Below are 19,345 nucleotides of genomic sequence, written 5' to 3'. Positions count from 1 at the left end.
CCCACTTCTTTTTCCTTAGAAAGGAGGTGATCCAGCCGCACCTTCCGATACGGCTACCTTGTTACGACTTCACCCCAGTCATCGGCTCCACCTTCGGCAGCTCCCTCCTTGCGGTCAGGTCACTGACTTCGGGCATTTCCAACTCCCATGGTGTGACGGGCGGTGTGTACAAGACCCGGGAACGTATTCACCGCGACATGCTGATTCGCGATTACTAGCGATTCCAGCTTCGTGTAGTCGGGTTGCAGACTACAGTCCGAACTGGGACGTTATTTATGGGATTCGCTCCAGGTCACCCTCTTGCTTCCCTTTGTTTACGCCATTGTAGCACGTGTGTAGCCCAGGCCGTAAGGGGCATGATGATTTGACGTCATCCCCGCCTTCCTCCGGGTTATCCCCGGCAGTCTGTCCAGAGTGCCCATCCTAAATGCTGGCTACTGAACATAGGGGTTGCGCTCGTTGCGGGACTTAACCCAACATCTCACGACACGAGCTGACGACAACCATGCACCACCTGTCTCCAGTGCTCCGTAGAGAAGACCCCATTACGGGTCGGTCACCGGGATGTCAAGGCCTGGTAAGGTTCTTCGCGTTGCTTCGAATTAAACCACATGCTCCACCGCTTGTGCGGGTCCCCGTCAATTCCTTTGAGTTTCATTCTTGCGAACGTACTCCCCAGGTGGAATACTTATTGCGTTTGCTGCGGCACCGAAGCTCTTATGAGCCCCGACACCTAGTATTCATCGTTTACGGCGTGGACTACCAGGGTATCTAATCCTGTTTGCTCCCCACGCTTTCGAGCCTCAGCGTCATTGTCAGTCCAGTAAGCCGCCTTCGCCACTGGTGTTCCTCCTAATATCTACGCATTTCACCGCTACACTAGGAATTCCGCTTACCTCTCCTGAAATCAAGCAGGGCAGTTTCAAAAGCCGTCCCGGGGTTGAGCCCCGGGCTTTCACTTCTGACTTGCTCCGCCGCCTACGCTCCCTTTACACCCAGTAAATCCGGATAACGCTTGCCCCCTACGTATTACCGCGGCTGCTGGCACGTAGTTAGCCGGGGCTTCTTAGTCAGGTACCGTCATTATCTTCCCTGCTGATAGAAGTTTACATACCGAGATACTTCTTCCTTCACGCGGCGTCGCTGCATCAGGGTTTCCCCCATTGTGCAATATTCCCCACTGCTGCCTCCCGTAGGAGTTTGGGCCGTGTCTCAGTCCCAATGTGGCCGATCACCCTCTCAGGCCGGCTACTGATCGTCGCCTTGGTGGGCCGTTACCCCGCCAACAAGCTAATCAGACGCGGGTCCATCTCATACCACCGGAGTTTTTCACACTGTGCCATGCGGCACTGTGCGCTTATGCGGTTTTATCAGCCGTTTCCAGCTGCTATTCCCCTGTATGAGGCAGGTTACCCACGCGTTACTCACCCGTCCGCCACTAACTTTGAAAAGCAAGCTTTTCATCGTCCGTTCGACTTGCATGTGTTAGGCGCGCCGCCAGCGTTCATCCTGAGCCAGGATCAAACTCTCATGTTTGATTTTGGTTAAGATTCACAGCTAGCTGTTATCTCTTCCCGTTTTACTTTGGTTTGTGTTCTTAAAAATTCTTTTTAGGAATTTTCGGGATTGTTTTGTTGTTCAATTATCAAAGTTCGTGTGCCGCTCGTTAGCAGCTTGTCTATTTTATCAAATCTTTAAGAGTTTGTCAACAACTTTTTTAAAAATTCTTATAAGTTATTTTCAAACTGCTTATTAATCTTTGCCGTTTCGCGTTGTTCTCGCTGACAGCTTGTATATGATATCATCTCTTCCAGCATCTGTCAACACCTTTTTTCAATTTTTTGATATTTTTTTGATGTTCTCTCCAGAACAAAGTGTGCGCTTGACGCACACTTTGGCGCGTGAGCGGATAGCACAGCTATATATTCCTCTCCGCGAACTGCGCTTTCTGGCACGCAGTGCCTTTTTATGCAATAGGGAATTCCAATGGAATTTCCTAATTACACAAAAAATCCTGAATACATTCTCACATACTCAGGATCACTATTTTCACCGGCAGACTCTATACACCTATAAAAGCATATTTCAGCCCGGTGATCAGCGCCATAATCATATTGTTATCATAAATGTATTTTAGGAACGGGCTCTCATTGATCTGACCATATAGATAGATCCCTGCTTCTGTTCCGCTCATAATGGTTATCACAATACAGATCAGCCAAAGCAAGATCAACCCCTTCAGCAAACCAACAAGCATGCCGCCCATCTTGTTCATTGTATGAATAACCGGCAGACGGCTGAGCAGATTCAGGCATCTGATGATAATCCTCATTATAATAGAAACACCGACGAAAACCAGCACAAAGGATATTGCATTCAGAATAATCCCCGTGACTGAGTCCGCAATGTATTTACGAAATGCCGAAACACCCAGCATATTATTCTGTACATCATCATTGCTGGCCAAAACATTCTGTACAACATCCGGCAATGGAAGACTGTTGATGACTCCCCTGTTATCTTCGCCTTCTTCACCGTCATTCTGGCTATCCTGTCCTTTAAACAGTGTCATCTCTACTCTCTCGCTGACTATCTCATAAAATGCCGTATTCTGCCATGTCCGGCTTAACTGCGGTGACAGCTGCGCTGATATGGCGATGGCTATGACCGTTGCAAACATAGAAAACACCGTCATGATCAGACCTCTCCGCCATCCTCTCAACGCACAATATGTAAGAACAGCCAGGGCTGCCCAGGATAATATATTCATTATTTATACAGTTGCCTCCTGCCTTTTATTTTATATGTATTTCCCGCAGTGACTGATCATCCACCAGCCAGTACATCCCGGATTCCCATGATGCCATGATATTTGTCACGGATGTATTCAGTGTACTGGTAAATTTAAGCCTGCCATTCATCTGATAAACTGCCATTTCCTGCGAATTATACAGAATCACCTCATCATCATAAACATTGATACCTTCATAATCGAAATCAAAATAAACTGAAGAATTCTTCCTGCCGGCTTTGTTATAAATCTCCATATAATACTGACCATTTTCATCAGAAGCCTTAAAAATAAAGCCTATTTTCTGATCACTGCAGAAAACACTGGCAATTTCATTCTCAAATGTCTGCTGAGCAGTTATCTCTTTTGTATCTGTATTATACAGGACAAAACTCTTCTCACCAAACATCACTGCCTTATTATTCTCAAGGAATTCTATTTTAGGATAAAGTTCCTCCAGCTCCAATGTATCTATCACATGTTTACTCTGCGTATCACTGAAATTGTACGAAATCACTCTGGTTTTCACAGTGCTGCCATCCATGCAGAGATAACTTGCCAATAAGCGTGTCGCATCTGAAGATAACGCGATGGCCAATGGGTAGCCTGTGTTCTGAAGAGATGCTTTGATGCTTCCGAGAACATTGCCCTGTTTATCGTATAGATTGATATAATTCGTTGCCGAATCTGAAAGTACCGCTGCAATAACCCCTTGTGCAGAAATCCTGATTTCCTGTATAGGCACATCTGTATTAATCCGCCCCAACTGACCGTATTCATTAAAAATATAAATCGTATTGGCACCAATATCCCCCACAGCTACATACGGGTCACTTACTGCAATGGCCGGCGATGTCATCTCATAAGTCTGAGTCCAGATCAGGTTACCGCTCTTATCTGTCATGGCCATACCATCTTTACTGTAGCGGATCATGCCTTTTCTCATAATCTGATAATAAACAGACGTATCATCCCCACGGGACAAAGACGTCACCACCTCATAGGACCCGGAAACTCTGTTGTTCTTTACCAACGCATACACAAGTACACCGACCATCACCAACAGACCAATGATAATCGTCCATTGCATCCGGTTTAATTTTATCTTTTGTTTCTTTTTTTCATCTATTTGCTGTTCCATGTTCTTCCTCCGAATTAAACCTGGCCTCACGCTATAATACATCCAGTATAGTTAAAAAAACTGCCTGCGTCAACCTTTTTACCTGTATGCCCGTTCTCCCGGAGATTCTGTACAAATCTACGGCAAACGCAGTACCATTCCGGGGTAAATATAATTCGGATCTTCAATCTGATTCAGCTGACGGATCTCCTCAACATGTGCCGCATCCTGATAATAATTACGACTGATTTTAAGCAGGGTATCCCCTTCTTTAACTATATAGCTTTTATAGGCACCTACCATAACCTCTGTTTCTTCTGCCAAAGTCTCCTGCTGCTCGCCTTTCTGCTCGGTATCATTTTCCTGTCCCCTTTCGGCTGTATCCTCTTCCGTATCAGCCTTATCCACTGATTCCTGACTTTCTTTTCCTGATACTGACTGCTCCGCCTGCTGTACAATACTTTCTACCAGATCCAGATGTTCTGAAGTTTCTGCTGCTCCCGCTGTTGATTCTGTTTCACCATTTCCAATCATTTGACGTCCTGTCGGAACTACAGCTCCCGGAAGATTCCGTTTAATGCCTACAACCACCAGAATAAGCAAAAGAACTGCCGCCTGCGGAATCCACTTCATGTTTCTTTTCTTTTTTCTGACCAGCGCCTCCCTTTTGATCCGATGATCATTCTTTTTTTCAGACAAACGATTCTGAAACCCTGGTGTTCCATGTTCTTCTATATGATTTTCCTGTCTTATCTCAATCATATAGTTCTGCATATCCTCGTTCCGGTCATAATAAATATAGTACCCATGCTGCCTGAACAAATGGCCATTCTCATAAAGATAAAAGGCATCTTCCCGGTCCAATGGATCTGATGTATAAAAAAGATTGCCTTTATCTCTGAAATTATCTGTATGTATTTTTTCAATTTGTCCATCTGCCGATGCTGCCTGTCCCGTTCTTGATAAAAACCACCCAAGGATATGCTTGTTTTTGAAATACTGATCAATTCTATCATACAACGCTGCCCACTCATCCGATGACAGTTTGAACTGATCCTCTTTCCATTCAACCGGCACCACCGCCATTGCCGCACTGATAAAATAGATATCTGTATTCTCTTTCTGCACCTTTTCTCCAAGAAGAAGCGCCATCTTCTGTTCTGCAGGCTTCTCGCCTGTTATCTGATTCAAATAAGTCATCACATAATCTTCTATATATATTTTTATTTTTTCACCGGGTGTACCTACCTGACGAATATTATTCGGCAATTTAACAGTATTATTCTCCTGACTCTTAATCTCAACCATGCTGCGCCTCCTTTTCACTCCACTATGTTAGCATAAGCAGATGTGTTTTTTTATCAAAGGCTGTCGCCGCCTGACCCACAAATCATAGACATAAGCAACATTGAGATGAGCTGCTGTCCTTCCGGTATAAAATATGAAAAAAAGGGAAAACTCCATTTAACCGTTATAAAAGGAGTTTTCCCATGAACCGCACAATATGGATCAATAGCACTCTTCCTGATGCATGTGATATTTTCAGTCGAAACCTGCGATATTTACTTCATCATGTCAATCCCCACAAAATGCCCCTGGCCTTTGCCTGTATCGGCTCTGCCAACGTCTGCGGAGATAATCTTGGACCATTGATCGGCACAATCCTCACCAGGCACAGCCTGCCGAATGTTTATGGGACTATGGCAGAACCGCTGAACGCTCTTACATTGCCTGATTATATGCCATTATTAAAAGCCATCGAAAAGAGCTGCTGTCTTGTCGCCGTTGACGCCGCTATCGGAAATAAAGCTCAATGCGGTTATCTCACATTAACGAAAGGTACACTATCCCCCGGTTCAGCACTGCGCAGAGAATTGCCGCCCCTGGGCGCTCTTCACATCACCGGCGTCTTCGAACATCTTGATGATTATGACTGCCGAAAACTCCTGCCCGTTTTCTGCAGACAAATCACCGCTGCTCTGATATGCAGTAGCTCTTCTTCACTGACTCCGGCTCTCCGCGGCATGGGCAAATCCTGTCATAACTATCATACAATTCTTTAAGTTTTTGCAGAAAAGCCAATAATCTTCATTCCTCCCGGATAAAAATTATTGGCTTATCTTATAGTTCAGTTCTTCCCTCAAGGGCTCTAAGCAGCGTGACCTCATCAATGTACTCCAAATCGCCTCCAACCGGCACACCGCTGGCAATTCTTGTCACCTTGATGCCCGTTGGTTTGATTAATTTACTGATGTACATGGCTGTTGTCTCACCTTCAAGGGTGGAATTGGTAGCAATAATCACTTCCGTCACATCTCCCTGAAGTCTTGTCATCAGTTCCTTCAGACGAATATCCGACGGACCGATGCCAAGCATCGGCGAGATAGCCCCATGCAGAACATGATAAACACCTTCATACTTCTGTGTCTTCTCATAAGCTGCCAGGTCCCTCGGTGTCTCCACAACCATGATCACATGATGGTCGCGCTTCGGATTAGCACAGATCGGACATAGCTCACTGTCCGTCAGATTCCAGCAGCAGCTGCAATACCGGATCTTCTCTCTGGCGGAAACAATGGTTCCTGCCAGATTCTGTACCTGGTCCTTTGGCATATTAATGATATGAAACGCCAGTCTCTGTGCGGATTTTGCACCGATTCCCGGCAACTTCGATAATTCCTCAATCAGCTTATTAATCTGATTGCTGTAAGCATCCATTAAAATCCAAAGCCTCCGCCAAGGCCGCCTGTGATCTTGGCCATTGATGACTGAGAAACTTCATCCATTTTGCGAAGTGCTTCGTTGGCTGCTGCCATAATGAGGTCTTCCAGCATCTCTACATCATCCGGATCAACAACTTCAGGATCAATTGTTACAGCAACAATCTCCTTCTTGCCGGAAACCTTAACTTTAACGGCACCGCCGCCTGCTGCTGCTTCAACTTCCTTCTCTTCCAGCTCTTTCTGAGCTTCCTCCATCTGACGCTGCATTTTCTGTGCCTGCTTCATTAAATTGTTCATATTGCCAGGCATACCACCTGGGAAACCGCCTCTTTTAGCCATTGTTTTTCCTCCTGTTATAAAAAATATACTTGTACCTATTTGTATTTATATATGAATGAATCAGCATTCTCTCCGATTATCTCACAAATAACCGAACTGCGCCATACTAATCCTCATAAACAATATCAATTCCCTGAAAAGCCTGTACCGGATCAATAAATTGACTGTTATTGTTCTCTCCTTTGTCCGGCTGTACCGGATTGACCTTCACCTGCTTGCCAACGCGCTCACTGAGCGCATTCTCAAGAGCCTGACGATGTCCCTCTTCCACAAAATAACCATATCGCATATCATCCGCCAGAGCAATGATCAACTGGTTATCCGGCCCTTCTGAAATTACTGCACCTTTGAGCATCAGCGCCATGCTCGGTGTCAGATCATCTGTCATCTGTTTCCAACGATCAATGATCATTCTCAGATCCTCTGATACCGCTTTCTGTTCCGGCTGAAAAAAAGTATCTGTCCCCTGCTGACCGCCTGATATTTCTTCCGGATTACCGCCTGCAATACCGGCACCTGACGCCTGTGAAGCCACCACAACACCATTGGCCACCTTCTGTTCAAGAATGGCCAGCCTATTCAAGACCGCATCCAGATTTCGTTCCATGGCCGGATGGCAGAGCTTGATCAATGCCACCTCTACCAACACACGCTTCTGTGTTGAATAACGCACCTGCCCTGAAAGATCCGAAAAAATACGAATATACCGCATCAGTACCGACGCATCAATACCTGATGCCTCCTGACGCATCACTTCCAGCTGTTCCGCAGAGGCTTCCACCAGATCTGTCAGATCACCGGAGCTCTGCACCATCAGAAGATTTCTCAGATACCATGTAAAATCGACAACAAACTGCGTCAGATCCCGTCCCTGCATAACGATCTCATCTATCAGATGAATAACCCCTGAAACATCCTGACTGCAGATGCTCTTCAAAAGACTGCCGAAAACAGATGTATCCACTGCTCCAAGCACATCCAGTACATTCTCATACTTCAGCCTCTGCCCAATATAAAAGGCATTACACTGGTCCAGAAGACTCAAGGCATCACGCATGGAACCGTCCGCCATTCTGGCCACGTAAGCCAATGCTGCATCTTCTGCATCAATACCCTCAGCATCTGCCAGTTCTCTCAGCCGCTCTGCAATAGTACCCGTGGAAATACGTCTGAAATCATACCGCTGACACCTGGAAAGGATCGTAATCGGAATCTTGTGTGCCTCCGTGGTCGCCAGAATAAAAATAACATATGACGGCGGTTCCTCCAGGGTCTTTAACAGCGCATTAAAAGCGCCAATAGAGAGCATATGCACCTCGTCGATAATATAAACCTTATACTTGCCCTCAGATGGAGAATACGCCACTTCTTCCCGAATCTCACGGATATTGTCAACACCGTTGTTGGATGCCGCATCAATCTCGATCACATTCATGGATCGCTGCTCATTGACCGCACGGCACATAGCACATTCATTGCAGGGACTGCCATTGACCGGATGTTCGCAATTCACTGCCTTGGCAAAAATCTTGGCAATGGAAGTCTTACCGGTTCCTCTTGTACCGCAAAACAGATAGGCATGCCCGATACGATTCATCTCTATTTGATTTTTTAATGTTGTGACGATATGATCCTGTCCCTTGACTTCTTCAAAGTTGGATGGGCGCCACTTACGATACAATGCCTGATAAGCCATACTCTCCCGCCTCTACCTGAAATTCTCTATATTCAGGACTCCCTTATAAATCCTGATGTGGAACTCAGAGTCTGCTTTGCAGACATAGTTCTTAATCTGAATTCCTGTGTTCCTTACAGTTCATTGCCGAAACTAATACCCATATCCCTTGCCTCACGGATAATATCAGACTTCGGATCAACCATTTTGAGCTTACCGGCCACTTCTTTCAATGGCACCGGTACAATCTCATTATTTCTAAAAGCTGCCATACAGCCGTACTTGCCTTCAAGTACCATTCGGCCTGCTGCGGCACCCAGTCTGCTGGCTACCACACGGTCATAGGCATCCGGACTGCCGCCGCGCTGCGTATGACCCGGCACAACAATTCGTACTTCCTGACCCAGGGCATCCTGAATCCTCTTGCCAAGTTCATAGGAAACTGACGGGAACGGGCTGTTCGCCTTCTTCTTCTGGTATTCCTTCTTGGACAGCTGTGCATCTTCCTGGGAAATCGCGCCCTCTGCAACCGCAAGAATACTGAACCTCTTGCCAGCCTTGTTGCGCTGTTTCACCGCCATCAGTACCGCATCGAAATTGTACGGCATCTCCGGCAAAAGGATAATATCCGCACCGCCCGCAATACCTGCATGCAATGTCAACCAGCCAACCTTATGCCCCATCAGCTCTACAATAAATACACGGCCATGGGATGCCGCTGTTGTATGAATACAATCAATGGCATTCGTTGCAATATCCACTGCACTCTGAAAACCGAATGTCATATCCGTTCCGTAAATATCATTGTCAATAGTCTTTGGCAGAGAAACAATATTCAAACCTTCTTCGCTGAGCAGATTCGCTGTCTTCTGAGTCCCATTGCCGCCAAGAATCACAAGGCAGTCAAGCTTCAGATTGCGATAAGTTGCCTTCATCGCCTCGACCTTGTTAAAACCATTCTCACCAGGCACCCGCATCAGCTTAAACGGCTGTCTGGAAGAACCCAGAATCGTTCCGCCCTTTGTCAGGATACCGGAAAAATCATTCGGCTTCATCAAAATATAGTCATTATACATCAGACCTCTGTAGCCCTCTTCAAAACCAAAAATCTGTGTATCAGGATCCGCATTATACAGTGTCTTCGCAACACCACGCATCGTTGCATTCAAAGCCTGACAGTCGCCGCCGCTTGTCAGCATACCTACTCTCATCATGTGCGCCATCTCCTTTGTTTAGAATATGTCCTCTTCTCTTGTTATACTATATAGTAAAACAGGCAGAAATTCAACCAGAAAAATCAGCTTTTGTCTGGATAAGCCACATTTTTACGAATATATGTTCTTTTTTCTTGACATTCACATTTCCTCTGGTATAAGATATATATTAGGAATTTCTGAATCCAACTAGAAATTATATATACAGATAATGACGAAACTTTATAACTCTTCCTTCTGATGAACCTATCGATGAATCCATTCAAAGCAGGCAGTGCGAACGCGCCTGCTTTGAATGGATTCACCGATAGGTTCTCTAAGACTACAATGTTTCGTCATTATCTGGTCACCACTTTTTGAAAGGATTTTTTATTATGGCATCAACCAATTCTTATAATGCCGACAGCATTTCCGTGCTGGAAGGTCTCGAAGCCGTCCGTAAGCGTCCCGGCATGTACATCGGCAGTGTCTCCCGCAAGGGCCTGAACCACCTTGTCTATGAGATTGTTGACAACTCTGTGGACGAGCATCTGGCCGGTTTTTGCAGTGAGATTCATGTGACATTGAACAAAGACGGCTCCGCCACTGTTTCTGATAATGGCCGAGGTATCCCCGTGGGCATGCACAAGAAAGGCATTTCCGCGGAACGTCTTGTATTCACAACCCTTCACGCCGGAGGTAAGTTTGACGACTCTGCCTATAAGACAAGCGGCGGTCTCCACGGTGTTGGTTCTTCTGTTGTCAACGCTCTGTCCGAATGGCTAGATGTGACGGTCAGCCGCGAGGGCTGTACTTACCACGACCGCTATGAACGCGGTGTCCCTACCATTCCCCTGGAGAACGGGCTTCTGCCGGTCATCGGCCGCACCCGCAAGACAGGCACCACGATTTCATTTCTTCCTGACAGGGAGATTTTTGAAAAGACATGGTTCAAGGAAGATGAGATCAAGAGCCGTCTCCATGAGACAGCTTATCTTAACCCGGAATTAACTATTATATATGAAGATAAACGTGTCACACCTGAAGAACAGGAAGTTTATCATGAACCTGACGGTCTGGCTGGATTCATCCGCGACCTGAACCGCAATAAAGAAGCACTGCATGATATTGTCTGCTTTAAAGGCGAGTCTGAAGGCATCACTGTTGAAGGTGCTTTTCAATATGTGAATGAATTCCATGAGAACGTCCTTGGTTTCTGCAACAACATTTACAACGCAGAAGGCGGTACCCACATTACCGGCTTCAAGTCAGCTTTCACGTCCATTATGAACGCTTACGCCCGTGAAATAGGCATTTTGAAAGAGAAAGACGGCAATTTTACCGGTGCTGATATCCGAAACGGTATGACAGCTGTCATCTCCATCAAGCATCCGGACCCGCGTTTTGAAGGCCAGACCAAGACCAAACTGGACAACCAGGACGCTGCCCGTGCCACAGGCAAGATTGTCAATGAAGAAGTCGTTCGTTATTTTGACAAGAATCTGGATACATTGAAGGTTGTGCTTGCCTGTGCAGAGAAAGCAGCCAAGATCCGTAAGACCGAGGAAAAGGCCCGTACCAACCTGCTGACCAAGCAGAAATTCTCCTTTGACTCCAACGGCAAACTGGCCAACTGCGAAAGCCGTAATACCGATATCTGCGAGATCTTTATTGTCGAAGGAGATTCTGCCGGCGGTTCTGCCAAAACCGCCAGAAACCGCCATTTCCAGGCCATCCTGCCTATTCGAGGCAAGATTTTGAATGTAGAAAAAGCCAGCATTGACAAAGTCCTTGCCAATGCCGAGATCAAGACCATGATCAATGCCTTTGGATGCGGTTTTTCTGAGGGATACGGCAACGACTTTGATATCAGCAAGCTTCGCTACAACAAGATTATCATTATGGCCGATGCCGATGTGGACGGTGCGCATATCAGTACCCTGCTTCTGACACTTTTCTACCGATTTATGCCAGAGCTGATATTTGAGGGACATGTCTATATCGCCATGCCGCCGCTGTACAAGGCTATGCCGTCCAAGGGCAGGGAGGAATACCTCTATGATGATAAGGCCCTTGAACAGTACCGCAAGACACACAAGGGCAATTTCACTCTGCAGCGCTACAAAGGTCTTGGTGAAATGGATGCCGCACAGCTCTGGGAGACAACCTTGAACCCTGAAACCCGTATCCTAAAGAAGGTTGAGATTGAAGATGCCCGAATCGCATCCGATATTACCGGCCTGCTCATGGGACCTGATGTACCGCCGAGAAAGGCTTTCATCTACAAGCATGCCCATGATGCTGAACTTGATATTTAAGGAGGAAATGCATGATGCAGGAACAGATTATTCGCACGGATTATGCAGAAGTCATGCAGAAATCCTACGTAGATTACGCCATGAGCGTTATTATATCCAGAGCACTTCCGGATATCCGGGACGGCTTAAAGCCCGTTCAGCGCCGAACTTTATATGATATGTATGAACTGGCTATCCGCTATGACAAGCCATACCGTAAATGCGCCCGTATCGTCGGCGATACCATGGGTAAGTATCATCCCCATGGTGACAGCTCCATTTACGATGCCCTTGTTGTGATGGCTCAGGATTTTAAGAAAGGCATGCCTCTTGTAGACGGCCACGGCAATTTCGGCTCCATCGAAGGTGATGGTGCCGCCGCCATGCGTTATACCGAAGCCCGTCTCCAGAAAGTCACTCAAGAAGTTTTCCTGGCGGATCTTGACAAGGATGTTGTAGACTTCATGCCAAACTTTGACGAGACAGAGAAAGAGCCAACTGTTCTTCCTGTCCGTCTGCCGAATTTCCTTGTCAACGGTTCTGACGGTATCGCTGTCGGCATGGTGACAAGTACCCCGCCGCATAATCTCGGCGAAGTCATCGATGCCGTCAAAGCCTACATGAAGAATGACAAACTGACCACCGCTGACCTGATGCAGTACATCCAGGGACCGGATTTTCCTACCGGCGGTATTGTAACGAACAAAGACGAATTGCTGAATATTTACGAAACCGGCAGCGGTAAGATCAAGCTTAGGGGCCGCGTTGAGGTTGAGCAGGACAAAGGCGGCAAGCTTCGCCTTGTCATCACCGAGATTCCTTACACAATGATCGGCGCCAATATCGGCAAATTTCTCAATGATGTTTATGCCCTTGTAGAAAGCAAGAAGACAACGGACATCATCGATATTTCCAATCAGTCCTCCAAGGAAGGAATTCGTATCGTTCTGGAACTGAAGAAACAGACAGATGTGGACAACCTACTGGCACTTCTCTATAAGAAGACACGTCTGGAAGATACTTTCAGCGTGAATATGCTGGCCATCGCCGACGGACGTCCGGAAACCCTGGGACTCAAGAATATTATTGAATATTTCCTTGATTTTCAGTATGACCTGACCACCCGCAAGTACCAGAAGCTTCTTGCCAAGGAACTGGAGAAACAGGAAATCCAGGAAGGTCTCATGCGCGCCACCGATATCATTGACCTAATCATCGAAATCCTTCGTGGCAGCAAGAATATCAAACAGGCCAAAGCCTGCCTGATGACAGGCACTACCGAAGGCATTCGCTTCAAGAGCAATGCCTCTGAAAGAGCCGCTTCTGCCCTTGATTTTACAGAACGTCAGGCCACTGCGATCCTAGAGATGCGTCTGTACAAGCTGATTGGTCTGGAAATGGATGCCCTGCTGAAAGATCATGATGCAACTTTGAAGAATATCGCTTCCTACAAGGATATCCTCGAGAATCACAAGAGCATGTCCCGGGTCATCAGTCATGACCTTGATATGATCAAGAAGACTTATGCCACACCGCGTAAAACCTCTATCGAGAATGTGGGAGCTGCTGTCTATGAAGAAAAGAAAGCCGAGGCTATGGAAGTCGTTGCCCTGATTGACCGCTTTGGCTATGCCAAGACCATCGACAAGGCCACTTTTGAGCGCAACAAGGAAGCCGCACTCTCCGAAAGCAAATATGTCATCAGCTGTATGAATACGGATAAAGCCTGCATCTTCACGGATACCGGCCGCCTCCATCTGATCAAGATTACTGATATACCCTTCGGACGTTTCCGTGACAAATCTATTCCGCTGGACAACCTGGGCAACTATGACAGCTCCGGTGAGAATATTATTCATATATGCAGTCTGGCATCTATTCAGGATTCCATGATGTTATTTGCTACCAGAACCGGTATGCTGAAACTGGTCAAAGGCAGTGAATTTGATGTATCCAAACGAACTGTTGCCGCCACCAAGCTGGCCGATGGTGACAGCATTATTGCCATCTGCACTGCAGATAACTTCAATCAGCTTGTCCTTCAGACAGAGAACGGTTACTTTATCCGCTTCCCGATGATGAACATCCCTGAAATGAAGAAAACTGCCATCGGCGTCCGCGGCATCAGCCTCGGTTCCGGTGACAGTGTCAAAGCTGCTTATCCACTGGACAGCAGCCAGGAATGCACCATTATCCACAATGAAAAGGAATTACTGTTGAATAAGTTGAAACTTGTCAACAGAGGCGGAAAAGGCACAAAGGTCCGCGTCTAATTTAAATCAAACAGTTGGCTCCTGTAACCTTAGCATTTTCGAAATTTTGCTGCGCCGCATATTAACAGCTTCTGCGCAAAACTCGCCCTTACGGACTCAGACATTGCTTCGAAGCTGTTGCTATGCTCGCAAAATTTCAAAAATTACACTAAACGTTTACAGGAGCCAACTGTTTGATTTTATATTATTCTTCTCTCTTTTATTCCCTAAGGCACAAATTATAACTTGCCCACTTATCTATCCAGCACCATCTGGTTATATTCCAGGAATCTGAAGCCCCAGCGCTCATAAAGGCGTTTGGCGTTGACATTACTTTCTGTGACTTCGATTCTGAAGCGCTTGTATTCCGGATAATGGTCCACAATCCAGTGATAGGCTTTTGTGCCGTACCCTTTTCCCCGGCATTCCGGTGTAAAGTACATTTCTTCCATGAACATGCACATTCCGCCGACTTCCGATGCATAATAGCCGGTGACATAACCATATCCCACAGCTTTCTCACCTTCCAACATCACAAGACCGCTGATATATGGCATCGTCGGGTCTGTGGCCGCATCAAATGTACGCTCCAGCACCGCTGTGTCTACATCGTGTTCCACTGCCGGACTATGGTAAAAGGTAATCACCATAGGCATAATAATTGCTTTATCTTCCGGTTTCATTTCTCTGATATTAAACATACTATTTCTCCAATTCCTTCTATGATTCTAAAACAATTTCTATCTCATATCCGTCCAGCATGGCGGCAAATTCTGAACTTTCATACGAATTGGCTCAGGATAAGTCTGTCCCTTCAAATCCAGTTCGACTTTCTCAATGACTTCCGGCTCAACCGGTTCATTGACTTCAACTCCCGGAATCGGGAAATCAACAGGTCTTGTCTTCACTTTCTCAAGACGCCATATCTCATCCATGCCTTCAATGACTTTTCCAAAGACAGGATAAATTCCCTTATGATCCGGGCAGTCACGCAGCGGGAAAAAGAATTCGCAGCTGGCCAGTCCATCCTCACCATAACCGCCCATGCAGACACAGCCCGGATGGGAATCCAACGGTTCGATCTCCGGATGCAGTTCAAACTCATTCGGAATCAGATACTGGCACTCCTTGTGTCCAAATGCCTGGTACGTCACGTCCACCCAGTTGCCCGGAACAATTCTTTGAATCGCATGGTGATCCATAAATCCCCGGGATGCCGCATAAATAAAACTGTTGACAGTATTCGGCGCAGCTTCCGGCAAAAGTTCAATCACAATTTTACTGCCGTTGGCCATATGTAAAGTCGCTGTAGGATGTGTATTCATAGGTATTTGCCTCCATAATAAAACAAAGAATGTGCCTCGGCATATTCCTTCAAACCAACAAAGCGTACTTCACATCTTCTCAGATGCAAAGTACACTTTCTCTTATTTCTTCACTTATTCATTGTATCATTCTTCAATATCTGATGCAAGCCCGGACAAGCGCCCAACAAATTAACCGATAATCTGAAGTTCCTTTGGATAGTGATTCAGCACCTCACAGCCATCCTCTGTCACCAGCACCAGATCTTCCACACGGACACCTGTATCATCTGTCAGATAAATACCCGGCTCAATAGAGAAAATCATACCCGGAACAGCTTTGTCTGTATTCACAGAAGAAACATCACCAAACTCATGCTCTGAAAGTCCAATAAAATGACCCAGACGATGGTTAAACTGCGGACCGTAGCCTTCAGCAGTGATCAGCTGACGGGCTGTATTGTCCAATTCACAAAGAGGAATGCCCGGTTTGATCTTGGCAATGGCCGCTTCATTCGCCTTGCGGACTGTTTCATAAATATGACGATGTTCGTCACTCACTTCCTTGAAGTAGAAAGTACGTGTCATATCAGAACAATAGCCCTTTCTGATGCATCCCACATCAAAGAGGACACAGTCACCCACCTTCAATACCGTATTGTCCGGTTCATGATGCGGGTCTGCTGCATTGGCACCAAAGGCAACCAGCGGTTCAAAGGAGTAACCGTCCGCACCCAAATCCGTATAAATCTTCAGCATCTGGTCTGCCAGTTCTTTCTCTGTAACACCTTCATGGACAATGGCCTTGAACTGTGCCATGGCCTTGTCGTTGATGTCTGAAGAAATACGCATCAGTTCCTGCTCTTCTTCATCCTTGATGCCTCTTGTATGGTCCACAGCCAGAGAAGCATTGACAAAACCAGCGGCTGCTTTCATCTCCATCAGCGGCAGCAAAAATCTTGCTTTCAGTTCTTTATCCACACCCAGAGGTGCATCTTTGTCGAGATACTTGGCCACGATCTCCATGGCAGGATCTGTGTCGGAATACCATACCTTTTCAATACCCACTTCCTGAGGTACTGTAAATAATCTGTTCAGGAAAAAGGCATGATGGCCGTCTTCTCTCAGATATAAACCATAAAAACGTTCAAAAGGTGACACATAAACACCGGTGAGATAATAAATGGACATCGGATCAACAATCAACATCTGATGCAGTCCCATTTCCTTCAGGGCTGCCATAATTCTGTCTACTCTATTCTGCTTCATAGCAAATGCTCCTTTCAAATCTTCATCTGCCGTCAAGTATATCACTTTCTATAGTGGTTTTCTATAGTTTATCTGACTTTCGTAAATTTTATTATTAACGCGTCAAAGTTTTTGAAAATACCGGTCAGTTTTTCGTCCGCATCCGCACCGCCGCATTCGCTTCCGCAACAAAATGTCTTTGAACATTCTAATTACCTCAATAAGCAGCTGCAAAACGCTCTAAAATTCCATGCTCTGCTTTCCTTCTGTTTCCAAGATATATGGTAACAGGCTCTTGCAAATCTCTTATCACTACTGAAAAGACCTCTCCGTTCAATATCTTCGTAGCAGGTGCTTCAGCGCCAGCCGGTCCTTAGGCAGCGTTTTTTGCTGCCTTATGTACCGCTGCTAGGCGCTGGCAGTGCAAGCGTGCCTGCTATGAAGATATTAAACGGAGAGGTCCTTCACAGGCATCAAGATTTGCAATGCCTGTTTTATATAATTTTAGAACTGTTTTCGCAGTTTCGGATCCAGCAGATCGCGGAGTCCATCACCAATGAAGTTGGCCCCCACAGCCATTGTAAAGATTGCCAATCCAGGGAATCCTGCCACCCAGAATTTATTGAAGTACTGAACACCATCAGATACCATCATACCCCATTCAGGTGTTGGCGGAGCAGAACCCAGACCAAGGAAACTCAATGTGGAGAACATCAGGATCTGATTACCGATATCCGTTGTGGCCATGATCAGAACAGAGGTAATACTGTTCGGAATAATTTCCTTCAGCAGGATACGGAATCTGGAAGCACCCAACGCCTCTGAAGCAGTAACATATTCATTTTCACGGACACTCAGCACCACGCTTCGCATGACACGGGCATAAGACGGCCATGCAACAATAACAAGAGCAAACATGGTGTTAAACAGGTTAGAGCCCATAACTGCATTGATGATCATCGCCAGAATCAGTGACGGGAAGGACAGAATCATTTCTGAAAGTCTCATCATGATATTGTCCACAGCACCGCCTACATAACCGGCAATAGCACCGTAAATCGTACCGATACAGCCTGCGATCACAACTGTCAGACAGCCTGCCAGCAATGAATAACGTCCGCCGTAGATCACACGGCTGAAAATATCACGGCCAAAGTTATCTGTACCGAAGATATGCGCCGCAGAAGGTGCTTTTAACCTCAATGTCAGATCCTGGACAACCGGATCATAGGGTGCCACCATCGGTGCAATAATCGCCATGATAATCCAGAACAGACAAATGATGACACCGAAAGTAAAAAGATAATTGGATTTAAACATTTTTTTCAAAGAATGTAACATCTAACTGCACCTCACTCTCGGGTCAATGATACCGTACAGGATATCAACCACTGTATTAATAATCATATAATTCAGCGCGATCAGCAACGCCACGCCGATAATCGATGGATAGTCATTGGACAGGACGGACTGATACGCAAACTGACCAACTCCCGGCCAGTTGAAAATTGTTTCAACAAGTACCATACCGCCAAGGAGATTGCCAAAACCAAGACCAATAACCGTCAATACAGGAATCAGTGCATTGCCCAACGCATGATGGATAATCAGCCTGACACTTGACAGGCCTTTGGCACGGGCTGTACGAATATAATCCGTGGACATAACATCCAACAGATTGGAACGTGTTGTTCTGGTGATCAGGCCCATGGTAAAGGCAGCCAGAACTGTACCCGGAAGAATCAGATGTCTCAGGGCATCCAGTGCTTTCGGAATATCTCCCTCAAGCAGACTGTCGATAACGAAAAATCCTGTTACTGTCTGCGGTGCACTGAATGCATTGCCAAGACGGCCCGGTCCCGGCAAAATCTGCAGCTTGTAATAAAAGAAATATAATACAAGCAGTGCGAACCAGAAACTCGGCAGGCTGACACCTGTAACAGAAATCGCACGCACGATCTGGTCAATGATGCTATTTCTTTTAATCGCAGAAATCACACCAAATAAAATACCAAACAGGGTTGCCAGAATGATGGCAAATACTGCCAGTTCGATCGTCGCCGGATAGCAGCGTGCCAATTCACTTAAAACTGCATTGTTGGTACGGATAGATGTACCCAGATCAAAATGCAGCAGATTCTTCATGTAGTATACATACTGCACAATAATCGGCTGGTCCAGTCCGTATTTTGCCTTATAGGCGGCCACAATTTGAGGATCACCCAATGCTCTCTGGCTCAGATTGGCGGTTACCGGATCGCCGGGAACCAGTTTTGTCAATATAAAAACCAACGTCGCCACACCGAACAGCATAATCACAAGGTATACAAGTCTTTTTCCTATAAACTTCAGCCGTTCCATACGACACCTCTCTCTCTTTCGTTTTAGCTTTCCGACAGCAGA

Annotated in this window: 15 protein-coding genes and 1 rRNA gene; 3 read left to right on the top strand and 13 right to left on the bottom strand. The window is 46.1% G+C overall.

All coding sequences use genetic code 11. The features are described 5' to 3' along the window. Positions 1-19: 19 nt before the first annotated feature. The 4 genes from HED67_RS02670 to HED67_RS02655 all read right to left on the bottom strand — a co-directional run bounded on the left by HED67_RS02670 (position 20) and on the right by HED67_RS02655 (position 5,219). A 16S ribosomal RNA gene (locus tag HED67_RS02670) occupies positions 20-1,536 on the bottom strand. Between the two features lie 526 nt (positions 1,537-2,062). Beyond that, positions 2,063-2,770 (bottom strand): CvpA family protein, encoded by a 708-nt coding sequence (locus tag HED67_RS02665; protein WP_178441329.1) that lies wholly within the window; start codon positions 2,768-2,770, stop codon positions 2,063-2,065. 25 nt (positions 2,771-2,795) lie between these two features. Next, positions 2,796-3,932 (bottom strand): DUF5711 family protein, encoded by a 1,137-nt coding sequence (locus HED67_RS02660; protein WP_221717442.1) that lies wholly within the window; start codon positions 3,930-3,932, stop codon positions 2,796-2,798. Positions 3,933-4,049: 117 nt separating this feature from the next. Beyond that, positions 4,050-5,219, bottom strand: a complete 1,170-nt coding sequence (locus HED67_RS02655; protein ID WP_221717441.1) for a LysM peptidoglycan-binding domain-containing protein — start codon at positions 5,217-5,219, stop codon at positions 4,050-4,052. Between the two features lie 182 nt (positions 5,220-5,401). On the opposite strand from HED67_RS02655, the gene HED67_RS02650 reads away from it, so the two are divergent. Next, entirely contained in the window at positions 5,402-5,974 is a 573-nt protein-coding gene (locus HED67_RS02650; RefSeq protein ID WP_178441332.1) for a DUF1256 domain-containing protein, read from the top strand. A gap of 58 nt (positions 5,975-6,032) precedes the next feature. On the opposite strand, the gene recR is transcribed toward HED67_RS02650, so the two are convergent. The 4 genes from recR to HED67_RS02630 all read right to left on the bottom strand — a co-directional run bounded on the left by recR (position 6,033) and on the right by HED67_RS02630 (position 9,862). After that, entirely contained in the window at positions 6,033-6,629 is a 597-nt protein-coding gene (recR, locus tag HED67_RS02645) for a recombination mediator RecR (RefSeq protein ID WP_015514997.1), read from the bottom strand. Continuing rightward, on the bottom strand, positions 6,629-6,973 hold the full coding sequence (locus HED67_RS02640; protein ID WP_178441333.1) for a YbaB/EbfC family nucleoid-associated protein: 345 nt from the start codon (positions 6,971-6,973) through the stop codon (positions 6,629-6,631). The genes recR and HED67_RS02640 overlap by 1 nt, the downstream gene beginning before the upstream one ends. Positions 6,974-7,079: 106 nt before the next feature. Beyond that, positions 7,080-8,669 carry a DNA polymerase III subunit gamma/tau gene (dnaX, locus tag HED67_RS02635; RefSeq protein ID WP_221717440.1) on the bottom strand — a complete coding sequence of 530 codons (1,590 nt, stop codon included), beginning with the start codon at positions 8,667-8,669 and terminating at the stop codon, positions 7,080-7,082. Between the two features lie 113 nt (positions 8,670-8,782). Next, a complete protein-coding gene (locus HED67_RS02630; RefSeq protein ID WP_178441335.1) occupies positions 8,783-9,862 on the bottom strand; it encodes a 6-phosphofructokinase in 1,080 nt (359 codons plus the stop codon). A gap of 374 nt (positions 9,863-10,236) precedes the next feature. On the opposite strand from HED67_RS02630, the gene HED67_RS02625 reads away from it, so the two are divergent. Beyond that, the gene (locus HED67_RS02625; RefSeq protein WP_221717439.1) at positions 10,237-12,159 is read left to right on the top strand and encodes a DNA gyrase/topoisomerase IV subunit B; all 1,923 of its coding nucleotides are present in this window, start codon (positions 10,237-10,239) and stop codon (positions 12,157-12,159) included. Between the two features lie 11 nt (positions 12,160-12,170). Next, the gene (locus tag HED67_RS02620) at positions 12,171-14,411 is read left to right on the top strand and encodes a DNA gyrase/topoisomerase IV subunit A (RefSeq protein WP_221717438.1); all 2,241 of its coding nucleotides are present in this window, start codon (positions 12,171-12,173) and stop codon (positions 14,409-14,411) included. Positions 14,412-14,644: 233 nt separating this feature from the next. Here HED67_RS02620 and HED67_RS02615 read toward each other — a convergent pair whose 3' ends face one another. The 5 genes from HED67_RS02615 to HED67_RS02595 form a co-directional block, all read right to left on the bottom strand. After that, positions 14,645-15,091, bottom strand: a complete 447-nt coding sequence (locus HED67_RS02615; protein WP_221717437.1) for a GNAT family N-acetyltransferase — start codon at positions 15,089-15,091, stop codon at positions 14,645-14,647. A gap of 39 nt (positions 15,092-15,130) precedes the next feature. Then, positions 15,131-15,715: a peptidylprolyl isomerase gene (locus tag HED67_RS02610; RefSeq protein WP_215690330.1), complete on the bottom strand. Its 585-nt coding sequence runs from the start codon at positions 15,713-15,715 to the stop codon at positions 15,131-15,133. Between the two features lie 171 nt (positions 15,716-15,886). Then, complete coding sequence (locus tag HED67_RS02605) at positions 15,887-16,963, bottom strand: M24 family metallopeptidase (RefSeq protein WP_221717436.1); 1,077 nt, start codon at positions 16,961-16,963, stop codon at positions 15,887-15,889. A 483-nt stretch (positions 16,964-17,446) separates the two neighbouring features. Next, entirely contained in the window at positions 17,447-18,283 is an 837-nt protein-coding gene (locus tag HED67_RS02600; protein ID WP_215632162.1) for an ABC transporter permease, read from the bottom strand. Then, complete coding sequence (locus tag HED67_RS02595) at positions 18,284-19,303, bottom strand: ABC transporter permease (RefSeq protein WP_178438322.1); 1,020 nt, start codon at positions 19,301-19,303, stop codon at positions 18,284-18,286. It lies immediately after the preceding gene. Positions 19,304-19,345: the final 42 nt, after the last annotated feature.

Origin of the sequence: Pseudocoprococcus catus, from assembly GCF_019734885.1 — a bacterium.
Taxonomy (GTDB): Bacteria; Bacillota; Clostridia; order Lachnospirales; family Lachnospiraceae; genus Coprococcus_A; species Coprococcus_A catus.
This window is presented reverse-complemented; position numbering and strand designations above follow the sequence as displayed.